Source organism: Bacillus sp. GW823-FHT06B01, assembly GCF_058952315.1.
Map to the genome: position 1 here is coordinate 18,918 of NZ_JBXAHR010000005.1, position 14,869 is coordinate 33,786.

Sequence of the window (14,869 nt, forward strand, 5' to 3'; positions counted from 1 at the left end):
TTTTATGCAAATTGTTTAAGTGCTTTTTCAGCTAACAAAGCGAAGTATTCTGCACTTATAGGTAATGCTTGCTCATCTACTGTAAAAGCTGGATGATGCCATTCATGTGTACCACTCGTTCCCATAAAAACGAATGAACCAGGTATTTCTTGTTGATAAAAAGAAAAATCTTCTCCGGCCATCGACGGGGTAGGAGAGATGATATTTAAATTCATTTTTTCAGCAACTTGAGAGGATAAGTTTGTTAAAGATGTATCGTTCTGAACAGCAGGAGGACCTGCATAAAAACGAAATTCTGTTTTTACACCTAATGCATCAGAAACCCCTTGAATAATACGTTTCATGAGAGCTGGAATCTTTTCACGTGTTTCAGTTTGGAATGTACGTACAGTTCCTTCCAGCGTTGCTTTTTCAGGAATTACGTTCCACGTATTTCCTGAATGGATGTTTGTGACACTGACGACGGCATTATGTGAAGAGCTTATATTTCGGCTTACAATTGTTTGGAGTGCCATCACGATTTGAGAGGACGCGACAATAGGGTCTACCCCAGCATCTGGTACAGCTGCATGTGTACCAACTCCGTGAATTTCAATTTCAAATCGATCGACCCCGGCCATCAGTGGACCATCTTTAATACCGATTGTACCTACTGGTAAATCAGGTTTATTATGCATACCGAAAATCGCTTGCACGCCATGTAAATGCCCGGCTTCAATTACTTTGCAAGCACCATTGCTACTTTCTTCAGCTGGTTGGAATATAAAGCGTACAGTTCCGCTAAGAGAAGATTCTTTTTCTTTTAATAAATAAGCGGCACCTATAATAGCAGCTGTATGAAAATCATGCCCACAAGCATGCATTTTACCGGGAATTTTTGAAGCGTACGGTAAATTTGTTTCTTCTTGAATAGGAAGGGCATCAATATCAGCACGGATTGCTATAATTGGTCCGCTATTATTCCCTGAAATTTCAGCAATAACGCCTGTTTCTAAACTAGAATTTATAATCGTAATGTTTTTCTCTTCTAACCAATTTTTTATAGTCTTCGTCGTTTCAAATTCTTCGTATGATAATTCTGGATGCTCATGTAAATTTCGACGAATAGAAATTAGCATCTCAGTTAATTGCTCTAGATTTGCTGCCACGTATAATGCCTTCTTTCTTAAATAAAGTATTTACATTAAGTATACAATAAGAAAAGAGAGGATTCTCAAATGAAAATCCTCTCTCGTTTTATGCTGCCAATTTTTTGTGTGTATGATGTTTACGATAACGTCCACGCATTGCATAGGCAATTTGCGGGATTGCAATACCGATTAAAATAAGTGATACACCGATCCATTGTGAAGATAGCACCGCTTCTTTTAAAACGAATACAGACATAATTGTTGTAACTGGTAGTTCTGCTGCACCAAGAATAGTCGCTAAGCCAGAACCGATCTTTGGAATACCGATTGTAAAGGCGATAGAAGGAATAACGATACTAAATGTTCCTAATCCTAAACCGTATTTCCAAAGTCCTTCAGAAATTGCACCGCTAAAAATAAATGTTGGCGGGAATACGATCATTACTAAAGTTAAAGCGCCAGTCATTAAGAGAACACCGCGCGGTAATGAAGGTACTTCAACAGCAACTTTTCCGCTCACGAAAATGTATGTTGCGAATGTAACAGCAGATAATAAACCTAGTATGATTCCAGTCATATCGAAATCACCTGCTGATTTCTCTAGTAAACCACTTGATAAAAATGTACCTGCAAGTAAGAAAATAACGGAAATAACCTTTTCTCTTGAAGGTAATGTTTTTGTTACGACTGCTTCAATAATAATTCCGACCCAAACGAATTGGAATAAAAGTATAATTGCAATAGATGCTGGTACAGTTTTTAATGAAGCATAATAAAAAATTCCAGTAAAACTTGCAGATGTACCTGCAACGAATAAAATTAACGCTTGTTTTAATGGAACACGATGTCTAGAAAATAGAAGAGTAATAGCAAGCAAAATAATCCAACCGAACAAATATTGGCTGCCAATTACCTCTCCAAGTGAAAACCCGTCTGCATAGGCAAGTTTAACGAAAATAGCTAAAATCCCATAACTACACGCTCCTAATAAAACTAAAAGAGAATAACGAAGCATGAAAAATTCCTCCCATCTATATGAAATTGTTCCTAACGGATATATATAACTAGAGGGAAGTATACAAAATTAAAAATGAAGGGTCAAATAAAAGAAAAGTATGACATTTTATAGAATAATAATAAAAGTATGATATTTATGCATAATCTTGAAATTAGTAATAATAAAAGTATTGTAAAATCAGCTTCGTATTGTATAAAGACAGCATTTGAAAAAAATATTTTTTAGGGAGATAGAACGGTAGTCCATTATAGTGTGCTAATCATTTGAGAAACTATGTTACCTTTGTTATGTTAATAACAATTAGAGAAGTTTCGTAGTCCAATTGAGATTGTTCTATATAATAGAAGGAAATGAAAACGTTTTATTAGAAACTGTTTGTAAGGGTAGTTTTTCTTATTATCACGTTGTTAAAGTGAGTTCACGAATTGTTCATACTATTTTTATGTGTTTTTGCTACAATATGTAAGGAGAGGAGTGGAATCATGCAAGATATTAGTATTTTTTTAGCGTTTGGTGCTGGATTTTTATCATTTATTTCCCCATGTTGCTTACCGCTTTATCCGGCATTTTTATCGTACATAACAGGTATGTCGGTTTCTGAGTTGAAAGAAGAAAATGCAATGCTTCGTAAAAGAAGTATGATACATACAGCGTTTTTCTTACTTGGATTTTCAATTATATTTATTGCAATTGGGTTTGGTACAAGTTTTATTGGAGGCATCTTTACAAATTATAAAGATTTAATTAGACAGTTAGGTGGTATATTTATCATCGTGTTCGGTCTTATTATTGTCGGTGTGTTTAAGCCGAAGTTTTTAATGCAAGACCGCAAATTTACGTTTAAAAATCGTCCGAGTGGCTATTTTGGATCCGTTCTAATTGGATTGGCCTTTGCTGCAGGGTGGACGCCTTGTACTGGACCTATTTTAGTGTCTGTCATTGGATTAGCAGCAACAAATCCAGAATCAGCAATGATTTATATGATAGCATACATACTTGGGTTTGCTATCCCATTTTTCGTGCTATCATTCTTTATTACGAAAATGTCTTGGATTAAAAGAAATAGTATGAAATTCATGAAAATCGGGGGATACGTTATGATTGTCATGGGTATCTTCCTATATTTTAACTGGATGACGAAAATTATCGTATATTTCTCAAGTTTATTTGGTGGTTTTACCGGTTTTTAGTATTATTCTGTGAAAATGTTGGAAATACTAACGGAAAAGCATATAATGAAAGTATATTTTGCATATAGCCACAAAAAAGGATGAGAAAATATGAACATAGTTGTTTTATCCAGTATCGTTGCTGTTTGTATGGCTGTTGGTGCGATGTTTATTCGTTTAAAAGCAGCTAAGAAACCGGCAACATTGAAAAAAATTATACTTCCACCATTTTTTATGAGCACGGGAGCGTTGATGTTTGTTTTTCCTGAATTTCGATTAACTCCAGCAGAAATGTTAGAAGCAATTGGCGTCGGTTTGTTTTTCTCTATTTTTCTTATTAAAACATCTAAATTTGAAATTAGAGGACAAGAGATTTATTTGAAGCGTTCAAAAGCATTTGTTTTTATATTAATTGGATTACTTGTCGTGCGGATTGTATTTAAAACATACTTAAGTCAATCTCTTGATTTAGGACAACTTAGTGGCATGTTCTTCTTACTGGCGTTCGCGATGATTGTGTCATGGAGAATTGCTATGTACCGTTCCTTTACGAAATTACAGAAGGAAATGGAAAAAGAAGATGGTTTTTATAATGAAAAAGATATGAAACTAACTTAAAAACTGTATATGTATAAAATAAAAAGACAGCGTTTTTTGACGCTGTCTTTTTATTTATATTGTTAACATCTTCTGTCCCAGCCGCGGCGTATAAAACGTTCCCCATTAAAGAAACAATTTAAATTTGGCGAGACGAATGGACCGATAAACGGAATAATATTTGGTTCCGAAGTCTCATCAACAGGAATCGGTGGTTTAGTAGGATCAGGTCTAAGTGTATAGCGAATGCGGGCGGTATTTCGAATGAGACCGTTTCGTGGCTCTGCTGTTACTTGAACGATAAAACGGACAACAACGGATTCACCTGGATTAACAGTTTCAATGAATACTGACTTAACTTTTGGAGGGGTTCCTTCTTCAACAGATCCAAATACATTTGGAGGTACGACGAATGATTGGACGCTAGATGGTTCATGGGCTGAATTAAATCCGTCAACTACTATTGTTCCTGCTACGGCGGTTGTGGATTTTGCATTACTTGTTTGGTCAGGTGGGTTGGATACGCTTGTTACAACCGCTGTTGTTGATGCGAATCCACCAAATTTAGTTACGCCTGATGGAACGAGTACACAAGTGACAATAAATTCAGCATGGTCATCAGGAGGGACGAATTTACCTTTCATAGCCAATGTTTATAATCGAGCAGCAGACGTAACATCTTTACTACAAGGATTACCAAATCGAGCAGCAGGGAGGTATAGTGTAACAAGATTACCTACGCGTCAGCCAGTCGGTTATGGTGCTGGATGGTCTTTAATTGTAGTTTATCGTGATTCCTCCTATCCAATGAGAAATGTGAGTTTATTTCCAGGCTTTTTATTATCAGGTACACCACAAACCCTTTCTGGATTTTTTACACCAGCTGCAGGGACAGTGACAGCAAGAGCTTTTGTAATGGCAGTAAATGGCGATCCGAACTTTACAGGGGATAACTTTCAATTGAACTCTGTAACATTAACGGGACCGAATAATCCGTCGGGAAACTTTTTTAGAGGGCAAGTAAATGATATTAATGGGGATTTAAATACAATTGGAAGTTTTGCAGATCGGAATTTTTCTGGAACTACTACAAAGGCAGATGCGAGAGCTGAATTTGATATTACAAATGTAAATGCAACAGGTTCTATTGCGCCAAATACGACATCTACACAAGTAAATATTACAGGTACAGGGGATACGATTTATACAAGTGCGGTCGGATTACAAATAGACTTGGCAGAAGCTAGATTAACAGCCGTAAAATCTGTAACTGTAAGTTAAAAAAGATTGCTATAATCTAGCAATCTTTTTTTATGAGGAGGATTTTGTCAGTAAAGATTCATAATGAGAATAATCAATCTCTTTTTCTTGTAGTTTTTTAACTAAAAATTTATGGTCGCGTTTTGGTGTAGCAATAATATATCCTTTAATAATTAAATCTTGTGTAATTTGAGAGGCTTTTTCTTGTAATGCCAGTTCTCCAATTTTGCCAGCAATTTTTGATTTAGCGACATCGCGAAATAGTTCTGGAACAGGACTTACGAGCTCTTCTAACAATTGTTTTTGTTCTTCATCCCATAAATGTCTAGTTTTATTAATATAGTGCTCTTCCCAATCTAAAATGGACATACCATCTTCTTTAGGTAATCGTTTTAGGAATTTTCTGAACATAAAGTATCCACCGATAGACATAAGTCCTAATAAAATAACAGTCCATAGCACTATGAACCAACTGAACCATCCTTCGAGCAAGCTTATCCCCCCTTAATGATTGCGGTTTTCTTTTATTCATATTATAAACAGTGATATTCATAGAAAGCAAGAACGCTTGGTCATTTTGACCAAGCGTTATCATTTAAACAAAGTATAGTTGTTCAACACATAAATTATTATTATCATCTTCTACATATTCAATGATTAATGTGCCAACTTTACGATCTTTATCTTCAGTTGTAAAAATAGAGTAAGAAGTAAAACGTGCTGTTGATAGGCCGCTTATATGTGTAGGTAAAGAAATGTAGTCGTTATCGCGGAAGAATTCCATCAGTTCAATATCTTCAAATTCTTTTCGATCAACTTGTTTGTTTGTATAGCGGCGTTGAAGTTGTTTTAAAGACTCATTCCAAGAAATCGCTTTTGTATCGTATACCATTGTTCTATCTCCTTACTGTATGTAATCATTAAGAACATACGTTCTAAACTAGTATACTCTTTTTATTAGAAAAGGGAAAGCAAAAAATAATGTAAGCTTGGATTTCCAAGCTTACATTATTGATGCGTCCGTCATAATCTCTATTTTTATTATAAGTTAGATAAGAATAAGAAACAAGGTGATATATATTCTGTTGATGGTTTTTAAAATTCTGTATATTATAGATATACTAAAATGCAAGGGAATGAGAGGAATGGCATATGTAATTTCACTCCAAGGATCGATGGCAAGCGGAAAAACAACATTGGCTAAAAGGTTAGAGCGATGTGGGCTTTCAGTTATATATGAAAATCCATATCCAATTGTAGAAAAGCGAAAACAATTAAATTTGGATATGAATTCAAAAGAAGGATTTATTATAAATCAAAAAATGTTTATGGAAGCAAAAATAAAGGAGTTTCAAAATGTGAAAGATTCAGTCGTGATTTTTGATCGCGGACCAGAAGATATTGAATTTTATACACTCTTTTATCCAACGATTATAGGGGAAGAGTGGGGTATGGAAACTGAATTAAAAGATGAATTATATAAATTAAGAGAATGTCGTTCAGATGCGATTTTTTATTTAGATGTCACGAAAAAGAATGTATATGATAGAAAAAATAATGATAGAACAAGAAATCGAAGTACATTTGAGGAGCAATTTAAATTAGTCGAAACCGAAAAAGAATGGTATAAACAATTTCCTATAACTTATGTGGACACGAATACATTAACAGTGGATGAGTTAGAAGCATATTTTATGGGCTGGTTAAAGGAGAAAGGACTATGAAAAAAATATTATTATTCGTATACCCAACATTTGCGGAGTTTGAAATTACAGTAGCGACAGCATTGCTGAAAAAGAAATATGAAATCATTACTGCGGGCTTAACAAAAGGGTTGATTATAAGTGAAACAGGCTTGCAAGTACAACCGCATATAGAATTAAGTGAAGTGCGTGTAGATGAATATGAGGGGATTATCATTCCAGGGGGAGACGAAGTACATATGAAAGACGCAGATATTCTCTTTTCAGTCATTCGCCAATTTTCTGAAAAACAAAAATTAGTAGCTGCGATTTGTGCTGGACCGTATGCGTTAGCAAGAGCAGGTTTATTTAAAGGGATTTCTTATACAGCGACTATAGATTATCAAAAGTTAGATTGTTTTCCAGTAGAAAATTTTGTATATAAAGAAGTTGTACAACACTCAAATATTATTACTGCACAAGGACATGCTTTCGTACCATTCGGAATAGCGATTGCCTCTTATTTTGGAGTAACAAACGAACATAATATAAATTTTTACAGTGGTAAGGGGAATGTGATGATGGAGGAGCTTTTGCCTGAGAATGTGTAAAAGCTAGCATTTGCTAGCTTTTTTCTTTTTGACATCGATAAATGGCTAACGTTTTCGGGTCGCGCCATATACCGTTATGAAGTGACAATTCATTTTCTACTTCTTTTTTTAGCCATTCCTTCATTTCGGCGTGAAGATATGTATTATCAGGTATATTTAGCGATGGAAACATGCTAGAAATATAGCTTACAATCGGAGTAGCATGATGAAAAACGAGAGCATTATGAATAACTGTTTCTTCAACAGTTGGAAAAACAGACTGTAATATCTCTTTACCATTTTCTAAACAAAATGGAGTGACTGATGATGTTGTTTTCGGTAAATTAAATGCGTCTAACATGCGGTTACACATTTCAACTATATGAGGTAATGTAACGTCAGAATTTGTTGTAGCTAAAAGTGAGCCTCCGGGACGAATTACTTTATGGAATCCTTGAACTGTTTTTTCGACATCTTTCATGTGATATAACATATGTCTTGCGATGACCCAGTCATAGCAATTAGCTTCAAAAGGAAGTTTACCAGCATCACCTAGTTTCCATTCAATTATGCTATTCTTTATTGCAGCTTCAGAAAGCATCGTTTTTGATTGATCAAAACCGGTTAGTTGACCTTTATGACCGTTAGTTTGTAAAAGGGAAAGAAAATTTCCATTAGCACACCCAACCTCTAATATTTTTTCTTCTCCTTGAAGTTGCAAATGTTCCATGACGAGTTCATCTAAATTTACTTGTTTTTCTTCGTAATGTTTATGCGTATCGATACGTGTTTGTAAATGGTTGCTTACGTTATATTGGCGTTTTACATCATTCATTTTTTCACATTCCACCTTCGTGCAAAATTGCTGAATCGCGTGTGTTAATACGTCGGTTTTCTTTAACCCTTCGTAATGGAGTGCAGATTCAAACCTTTCAAGTAATTTTTCTTCAATTCGAAAATGAATATCTTTTCGCTTCGTCATTGAAATATCGCCCCTTTGCATCTGTTAGTGAGACTATAGCACGCCTGAAAAATTCGTGTAAATAATTTGTGTACACAAATGGAGGGGATGAAAAAATTGTTCGAATGTGAGTTTAAACTATTGACGATTTAACCGTTTTCATATATTCTTAAATTAAGAAATATTCAAATAATTAAAGAAATGAGAGAGTCACATGCTTCTTCAAGGAACACATCGAATTGGTCGTATGGCCATGTTGTTGGCACTTGCGGATGCGAATGAAAGCCCTGTATTATCTATTCCGAAAGGTTGGAAGTATTGTACGGGGAAAGTTGGTTCGATGAATTCGCAAAAAGTTGTAGCAGCAATGGAAACAGCGGCTAAGAGCACCCAAGTTATTGAAACAGATGTTTACAGAGAAACACATGCACTTTATCATGCAATTATGGAAGCTTTGTACGGAGTGACGAGAGGTCAAATTCAGTTAGCAGACGTTCTTCGTACAGTAGGACTTCGCTTTGCGATTGTGCGCGGTAGACCATACGACGGAAAAAAAGAAGGCGAATGGGTTGCTGTTGCATTATATGGAACGATTGGTGCACCTGTAAAAGGATCTGAGCATGAGGCGATTGGTTTAGGAATTAATCACATATGATTTGCCCATAGTCTATTAGTTAGAAGGGGGCCTTACTTTTTGGGACAGAAGTCTGTCTTAAAAAGATAAGGTCCCCTTTTGCCTTTTTAAGGAGGAAAAAGAATGATTATGTTAACAGGACACACATTGACAATTGAAGAAATGAAGAGGTTGTTACTTGAAGGGGAAGGTGTAACAGCTTGTCCAAATAGTATGCAAAAGGTGGCGGAGTGCCGCGAAGTTGTTGAGAAAATTGTAGAGGACGGAAAAGTCGTTTACGGTATTACAACTGGATTTGGAAAGTTCAGTGATGTGCTTATTCAAAAAGATGATGTAAAGGCACTTCAACACAATTTAATTCAGTCACATGCATGCGGTATAGGTGATCCGTTCCCTGAAGAAGTATCACGCGGTATGTTAATTTTACGAGCGAACACGATGCTTAAAGGAGTATCTGGTGTTAGACCACTTGTTGTAAATATGCTTCTTGAGTTTGTAAATCGTAAAATTCACCCAGTCGTTCCGCAACAAGGGTCACTTGGTGCGAGTGGCGATTTAGCACCTTTATCTCATCTTGCGCTTGTATTATTAGGCGAAGGTGAAGTGTTCTATAAGGGGAAACGCGTTCATGCGATGGTTGCTCTTACAGAAGAAGGGCTTGAACCGATTGAACTTGAAGCGAAAGAAGGGCTTGCATTAATTAATGGTACGCAGGCGATGACAGCGCAAGGAGTTCTTTCTTATATAGAAGCAGAAGCAATGGCGTATCAAGCTGAATTCATTGCTTCGATGACAATTGAAGGATTACAAGGCATTATTGATGCATTTGATGAAAATGTTCATAAAGCACGTGGTTATAAAGAGCAAGTGGAAGTAGCGAGCAGAATTCGTAACATCCTTCATGATAGTAAATTAACAACAAAACAAGGAGAACTACGAGTACAGGATGCATATTCACTTCGTTGTATCCCACAAGTACACGGTGCTTCTTGGCAAGTTTTAAATTATGTGAAAGAAAAATTAGAAATTGAAATGAATGCAGCAACAGATAATCCGCTAATCTTTGATGGCGGAGAAAAAGTAATTTCGGGTGGGAATTTCCATGGTCAACCGATTGCGTTTGCGATGGACTTCTTAAAAGTAGGAATGGCGGAACTTGCAAATATTTCAGAGCGTCGTATCGAGCGTTTAGTAAATCCGCAATTAAATGATTTACCTCCATTTTTAAGTCCAGAACCAGGACTTCAGTCTGGTGCAATGATTATGCAATACGCTGCAGCGTCACTTGTTTCTGAAAATAAAACGTTAGCACATCCAGCGAGTGTTGATTCAATTCCGTCATCAGCTAACCAAGAAGATCACGTAAGTATGGGAACAATCGCTTCACGCCATGCACATCAAATTATTCAAAATGTAAGACGTGTTCTTTCAATTGAGATGATTTGTGCGATGCAAGCAGCAGAATATCGCGGTATTGAAAACATGAGTACAGTGACGAAGAGCTTCTACCATCAAGGCCGTCAACAAGTACCTTCTATTACAAATGATCGCATATTCTCAACGGATATTGAAAATATTACGCACTGGTTAAAAACGAATTATTCGATAAAAGAAAGATTAGATGTAAACGCAGCACTATAAAATGAGAAAAGGGAGAGATTGAAATGGAAAAAGTTAAACAAACAATTCGCGCGCCAAGAGGTACTGAATTACAAACGAAAGGGTGGGTTCAAGAAGCTGCACTTCGTATGTTAATGAATAATTTAGATCCTGAAGTTGCTGAAAAACCAGAAGAATTAGTTGTATATGGCGGAATTGGCCGTGCAGCTCGTAACTGGGAAAGCTACCATGCGATTGTAGATTCATTAAAAACGTTAGAAAGCGATGAAACATTACTTGTTCAATCAGGAAAACCAGTTGCAATCTTTAAATCGCATGAAGATGCACCTCGCGTTCTTTTAGCGAACTCAAACTTAGTACCAAAATGGGCGAACTGGGATCACTTCCGTGAACTAGAGAAAAAAGGTCTTATGATGTACGGACAAATGACAGCAGGTAGCTGGATTTACATTGGAACACAAGGTATTTTACAAGGAACATATGAAACGTTTGGAGAAGCGGCACGTCAACATTTCGATGGTTCATTAAAAGGTACAGTAACACTTACTGCTGGCTTAGGTGGTATGGGTGGTGCACAACCTCTTGCTGTAACGATGAACGGCGGTGTTGTCATTGCTATTGATGTTGATAAGCGCAGCATCGATCGTCGTATTGAAAAGAGATACTGTGATATGTATACAGAATCATTAGAAGAAGCATTAACGGTTGCGAACGAGTATAAAGAGAAGAAAGAACCAATTTCAATTGGTTTATTAGGAAATGCGGCAGAGATTTTACCAGAACTAGTGAAGCGCAATATTACGCCAGATTTAGTTACGGATCAAACATCTGCTCATGATCCATTAAACGGTTATATTCCAGTAGGTTTCACATTAGAAGAAGCAGCGAAACTTCGTGAAGAAGATCCAGAACGTTACGTACAATTATCAAAAGAAAGCATGACAAAACATGTAGAAGCAATGCTTGCTATGCAAGAAAAAGGCGCAATTACATTTGATTACGGAAATAACATTCGCCAAGTTGCTTTCGATGAAGGTTTGAAAAATGCATTCGATTTCCCAGGATTCGTTCCAGCATTTATCCGTCCATTATTCTGCGAAGGAAAAGGACCATTCCGCTGGGTAGCACTTTCTGGTGATCCAGAAGATATTTATAAAACAGACGAAGTAATATTACGTGAGTTTGCGGATAATGAGCATTTATGTAACTGGATTCGTATGGCTCGTCAGCAAGTTGAGTTCCAAGGCCTTCCATCTCGTATTTGTTGGTTAGGTTACGGTGAGCGCGCGAAATTTGGTCGCATTATTAATGAAATGGTGGCAAATGGTGAATTATCAGCACCAATCGTTATCGGTCGTGACCATTTAGATTGCGGATCAGTAGCATCTCCAAACCGTGAAACAGAAGCGATGAAAGACGGTAGTGATGCAGTAGCAGACTGGCCAATTTTAAATGCATTAATTAATAGTGTAAACGGTGCGAGTTGGGTATCTGTTCACCACGGTGGTGGCGTTGGTATGGGTTATTCACTTCACGCTGGAATGGTTATCGTTGCAGATGGAACAGAAGCAGCAGCAAAACGTATTGAGCGCGTATTAACTTCTGACCCTGGTATGGGTGTTGTTCGTCATGTTGATGCAGGATATGACTTAGCTGTAGAAACGGCGAAAGAAAAAGGCGTTAACATTCCGATGATGAAATAAGGAGGAGAAAACATGCTGGACACTTTACTAATAAATATCGGTCAATTACTAACAATGGATCAAGAAGATGGCTTGTTAAGACGGGAAGCGATGAACACGCTTCCTGTTATCGAAAATGGTGTGGTTGGAATTGAAAACGGCGTAATTACTTTCGTTGGAACAGTGGAAGAAGCTAAAGGATTACAAGCGAAAGAAGTTATTGATTGCGGCGGAAAAATGGTTTCTCCTGGTCTTGTTGATCCGCATACTCACCTTGTATTTGGTGGATCTCGTGAAAATGAAATCGCATTAAAATTACAAGGAGTTCCGTACTTAGAAATTTTAGAACAAGGCGGAGGTATTCTTTCAACTGTAAATGCAACGAAAAAGGCGTCGAAAGAAGAACTTGTTCAAAAAGCGAAATTCCATTTAGACCGTATGCTATCTTTCGGAGTTACAACTGTAGAAGCGAAGAGTGGTTACGGATTAGATGATGAGACGGAATGGAAACAATTAGAGGCAACTGCACAATTACAAAAAGAGCACTCGATTGATTTAGTTTCCACATTTTTAGGTGCTCACGCAGTTCCGAAAGAGTATAAAGGTAGATCGAAAGAATTTTTACAATGGATGTTAGACTTACTACCAGAAATGAAAGAGAAGCAATTAGCTGAATTCGTTGATATTTTCTGTGAAACAGGTGTGTTCTCTGTTGAAGAGTCAAAAGAGTTTTTATTAAAAGCGAAAGAGCTTGGGTTTGATGTGAAAATTCATGCAGATGAAATTGATCCTCTTGGTGGCGCGGAAGCAGCGGCTGAAATTGGTGCAGCATCAGCGGACCATTTAGTTGGCGCTTCTGATAAAGGAATTGAAATGCTTGCAAATTCTAATACAGTAGCGACTTTATTACCAGGAACAACTTTCTATTTAAATAAAGAAAGCTTTGCTCGTGGACGTAAAATGATTGATGAAGGTGTTGCAGTTGCTTTGGCTACAGACTTTAACCCAGGTAGTTGTCCAACTGAGAACATTCAGCTTATTATGAGCATTGCAATGCTCAAGCTGAAAATGACACCAGAAGAAGTTTGGAATGCAGTAACAGTTAACTCTTCTTACGCAATTAATCGTGGTGATGTAGCTGGGAAAATTAGAGTTGGTCGCAAGGCAGATTTAGTTCTATGGGATGCTTACAATTATGCTTACGTACCGTATCATTACGGCGTAAGTCATGTAAATACAGTATGGAAGAATGGTAATATCGCATATACAAGAGGTGAACAATCGTGGAGCACGGCCACTATTTAAAGAAAAATGCAAAGTTTATCGATCGTGAAGTGACGAAATGGAGTGAGATGATTAAAGATTGGGAGGAAGGCTTGGAAATATTCGGTGCTGCCTTAATTGGAGCACCCCTTTCTAAACCATCTATTAGTCATTCGGGAGCAAGTTTTGCACCAAAAACAATTCGTGCAATGTTAGATGCATATAGCACGTACGCAATTACAGAAGAACATGATATGAAAGAAAGTGTCTTATATGATTGCGGCGATATTACGATGCATGTGACGGATATAAAAGAAAGTCATAAGCGAATTGCGAAAACAGTTAGTCATGTAACGAAAGTAAATCCGAACATGATACCAATCGTTCTTGGTGGTGACCATTCGATTAGCTTTCCGAGTATAACAGGGTTTGCAAATAGTAAAGGGAAGGTCGGCGTTATTCAATTTGATGCCCATCATGATTTACGTAATTTAGATGATGGTGGCCCATCAAATGGGACACCGTTCCGTAGTTTATTAGAAAATGATGTCATTACAGGAAAACAACTCATTCAAATCGGAATTCGTAATTTTTCAAATGCACGAGCGTACCATGAATATGCAAAAGAACATGGCGTGACAGTGTATACAATGAAAGATGTACGAGAGCGACAAATCAAAGATATTATCACAGAAAGTATTGAAGTATTAAGAAAGCAAGGCGTGACTTCTATTTACATTTCTCTTGATATGGATGTACTAGATCAAGCATTTGCACCAGGTTGTCCAGCAATTGGTCCTGGCGGAATGGATAGTATGACGTTACTTGATGCGATTGAATTTCTTGGTAAAGAACCGCTCGTTCAAGGGATGGATATAGTAGAAATTGATCCAACCCTTGATTTCAGAGATATGACAAGTCGAGTAGCTGCGCAAGTGATTATGAGTTTTCTTTTAGCGAGAGAGACAGTACGTAAGCAGGTTAGTGTATAGGCGTGAAATTAATAGGGAATGTTTAACGATTCCGTATAAAAAACACATTACTATTTATATGTAGTAATGTGTTTTTATGTAAAAAGAGAAGGTGAAATTAGAATGTATATATGTGCGGAAAAGTTAATAAGATTGCGGGTTTTTAATGATATTTGACGAAATTATTTTCTTAGTTCGAAAGGATTGACATTAAAAATAATTTTATGATAAAATAAAAATTTTGCTAAAAAATTGATTGTGTGTTAAGATTGAGAAGGTTACCATATATGGA

General features: G+C 36.7%; 15 protein-coding genes and 2 pseudogenes. 11 read left to right on the top strand and 6 right to left on the bottom strand.

The features are described from left to right. Nucleotides 1–2 precede the first annotated feature (2 nt). Nucleotides 3–1,148 carry a M20 peptidase aminoacylase family protein gene (locus tag AC1Q8N_RS21625; RefSeq protein ID WP_098079682.1) on the bottom strand — a complete coding sequence of 382 codons (1,146 nt, stop codon included), beginning with the start codon at nt 1,146–1,148 and terminating at the stop codon, nt 3–5. 88 nt (nt 1,149–1,236) lie between these two features. Further along, on the bottom strand, nt 1,237–2,145 hold the full coding sequence (locus AC1Q8N_RS21630; RefSeq protein WP_000947017.1) for an EamA family transporter: 909 nt from the start codon (nt 2,143–2,145) through the stop codon (nt 1,237–1,239). Between the two features lie 325 nt (nt 2,146–2,470). Between AC1Q8N_RS21630 and AC1Q8N_RS21635 the strand changes: the two genes are divergently transcribed. The 3 genes from AC1Q8N_RS21635 to AC1Q8N_RS21645 all read left to right on the top strand — a co-directional run bounded on the left by AC1Q8N_RS21635 (nt 2,471) and on the right by AC1Q8N_RS21645 (nt 3,935). Next, entirely contained in the window at nt 2,471–2,614 is a 144-nt protein-coding gene (locus AC1Q8N_RS21635; RefSeq protein ID WP_098079680.1) for a peptidase T, read from the top strand. 16 nt (nt 2,615–2,630) lie between these two features. Further along, nucleotides 2,631–3,338 carry a cytochrome c-type biogenesis protein CcdA gene (ccdA, locus tag AC1Q8N_RS21640; protein WP_001152684.1) on the top strand — a complete coding sequence of 236 codons (708 nt, stop codon included), beginning with the start codon at nt 2,631–2,633 and terminating at the stop codon, nt 3,336–3,338. A 90-nt stretch (nt 3,339–3,428) separates the two neighbouring features. After that, nucleotides 3,429–3,935 (top strand): CcdC family protein, encoded by a 507-nt coding sequence (locus AC1Q8N_RS21645; protein WP_001028637.1) that lies wholly within the window; start codon nt 3,429–3,431, stop codon nt 3,933–3,935. Nucleotides 3,936–3,997: 62 nt separating this feature from the next. On the opposite strand, the pseudogene AC1Q8N_RS21650 reads toward AC1Q8N_RS21645, so the two are convergent. Then, a pseudogene (locus AC1Q8N_RS21650) lies at nt 3,998–4,258 on the bottom strand (hypothetical protein); the annotation flags it as partial. Between AC1Q8N_RS21650 and AC1Q8N_RS21655 the strand changes: the two are divergent. After that, nucleotides 4,251–5,195 (top strand): annotated as a pseudogene (locus AC1Q8N_RS21655) (hypothetical protein); the annotation flags it as partial. The pseudogenes AC1Q8N_RS21650 and AC1Q8N_RS21655 sit on opposite strands and share 8 nt — an antisense overlap. 30 nt (nt 5,196–5,225) lie before the next feature. On the opposite strand, the gene AC1Q8N_RS21660 reads toward AC1Q8N_RS21655, so the two are convergent. Together AC1Q8N_RS21660 and AC1Q8N_RS21665 are read right to left on the bottom strand one after the other, a co-directional pair. Continuing rightward, the gene (locus AC1Q8N_RS21660) at nt 5,226–5,666 is read right to left on the bottom strand and encodes a DUF2621 domain-containing protein (protein WP_000889389.1); all 441 of its coding nucleotides are present in this window, start codon (nt 5,664–5,666) and stop codon (nt 5,226–5,228) included. Nucleotides 5,667–5,769: 103 nt separating this feature from the next. Then, the gene (locus AC1Q8N_RS21665; protein WP_000262403.1) at nt 5,770–6,066 is read right to left on the bottom strand and encodes a hypothetical protein; all 297 of its coding nucleotides are present in this window, start codon (nt 6,064–6,066) and stop codon (nt 5,770–5,772) included. 244 nt (nt 6,067–6,310) lie between these two features. On the opposite strand from AC1Q8N_RS21665, the gene AC1Q8N_RS21670 reads away from it, so the two are divergent. Then, on the top strand, nt 6,311–6,898 hold the full coding sequence (locus tag AC1Q8N_RS21670; RefSeq protein ID WP_095205705.1) for an AAA family ATPase: 588 nt from the start codon (nt 6,311–6,313) through the stop codon (nt 6,896–6,898). Next, entirely contained in the window at nt 6,895–7,467 is a 573-nt protein-coding gene (locus AC1Q8N_RS21675) for a DJ-1/PfpI family protein (RefSeq protein ID WP_098078774.1), read from the top strand. The genes AC1Q8N_RS21670 and AC1Q8N_RS21675 overlap by 4 nt, the downstream gene beginning before the upstream one ends. 13 nt (nt 7,468–7,480) lie before the next feature. Here AC1Q8N_RS21675 and AC1Q8N_RS21680 read toward each other — a convergent pair whose 3' ends face one another. Next, nucleotides 7,481–8,428: a class I SAM-dependent methyltransferase gene (locus tag AC1Q8N_RS21680; RefSeq protein WP_048544133.1), complete on the bottom strand. Its 948-nt coding sequence runs from the start codon at nt 8,426–8,428 to the stop codon at nt 7,481–7,483. A 193-nt stretch (nt 8,429–8,621) separates the two neighbouring features. Here AC1Q8N_RS21680 and hutP point away from each other — a divergent pair, with 193 nt between their 5' ends. From hutP to hutG, 5 genes are all read left to right on the top strand, one after another. Further along, a complete protein-coding gene (gene hutP, locus AC1Q8N_RS21685; RefSeq protein WP_098079678.1) occupies nt 8,622–9,062 on the top strand; it encodes a histidine utilization transcription antiterminator HutP in 441 nt (146 codons plus the stop codon). A gap of 102 nt (nt 9,063–9,164) precedes the next feature. Further along, on the top strand, nt 9,165–10,682 hold the full coding sequence (gene hutH / locus AC1Q8N_RS21690; RefSeq protein ID WP_493521372.1) for a histidine ammonia-lyase: 1,518 nt from the start codon (nt 9,165–9,167) through the stop codon (nt 10,680–10,682). 23 nt (nt 10,683–10,705) lie between these two features. Continuing rightward, nucleotides 10,706–12,364 carry a urocanate hydratase gene (gene hutU, locus AC1Q8N_RS21695; protein WP_098079676.1) on the top strand — a complete coding sequence of 553 codons (1,659 nt, stop codon included), beginning with the start codon at nt 10,706–10,708 and terminating at the stop codon, nt 12,362–12,364. Between the two features lie 12 nt (nt 12,365–12,376). After that, nucleotides 12,377–13,648 (top strand): imidazolonepropionase, encoded by a 1,272-nt coding sequence (hutI, locus tag AC1Q8N_RS21700; RefSeq protein WP_048544131.1) that lies wholly within the window; start codon nt 12,377–12,379, stop codon nt 13,646–13,648. Further along, a complete protein-coding gene (gene hutG, locus AC1Q8N_RS21705) occupies nt 13,627–14,598 on the top strand; it encodes a formimidoylglutamase (protein ID WP_098079672.1) in 972 nt (323 codons plus the stop codon). The genes hutI and hutG overlap by 22 nt, the downstream gene beginning before the upstream one ends. Nucleotides 14,599–14,869: the final 271 nt, after the last annotated feature.

Bases quoted from the DNA above. Each gene is read 5' to 3' on its own strand.
- AC1Q8N_RS21630 (WP_000947017.1), bottom strand. From the start codon at position 2,145: ATGCTTCGTTATTCTCTTTTAGTTTTATTAGGAGCGTGTAGTTATGGG.
- ccdA (WP_001152684.1), top strand. From the start codon at position 2,631: ATGCAAGATATTAGTATTTTTTTAGCGTTTGGTGCTGGATTTTTATCA.
- AC1Q8N_RS21645 (WP_001028637.1), top strand. From the start codon at position 3,429: ATGAACATAGTTGTTTTATCCAGTATCGTTGCTGTTTGTATGGCTGTT.
- AC1Q8N_RS21665 (WP_000262403.1), bottom strand. From the start codon at position 6,066: ATGGTATACGATACAAAAGCGATTTCTTGGAATGAGTCTTTAAAACAA.
- AC1Q8N_RS21670 (WP_095205705.1), top strand. From the start codon at position 6,311: ATGAGAGGAATGGCATATGTAATTTCACTCCAAGGATCGATGGCAAGC.
- AC1Q8N_RS21675 (WP_098078774.1), top strand. From the start codon at position 6,895: ATGAAAAAAATATTATTATTCGTATACCCAACATTTGCGGAGTTTGAA.
- AC1Q8N_RS21680 (WP_048544133.1), bottom strand. From the start codon at position 8,428: ATGACGAAGCGAAAAGATATTCATTTTCGAATTGAAGAAAAATTACTT.
- hutP (WP_098079678.1), top strand. From the start codon at position 8,622: ATGCTTCTTCAAGGAACACATCGAATTGGTCGTATGGCCATGTTGTTG.
- hutH (WP_493521372.1), top strand. From the start codon at position 9,165: ATGATTATGTTAACAGGACACACATTGACAATTGAAGAAATGAAGAGG.
- hutU (WP_098079676.1), top strand. From the start codon at position 10,706: ATGGAAAAAGTTAAACAAACAATTCGCGCGCCAAGAGGTACTGAATTA.
- hutI (WP_048544131.1), top strand. From the start codon at position 12,377: ATGCTGGACACTTTACTAATAAATATCGGTCAATTACTAACAATGGAT.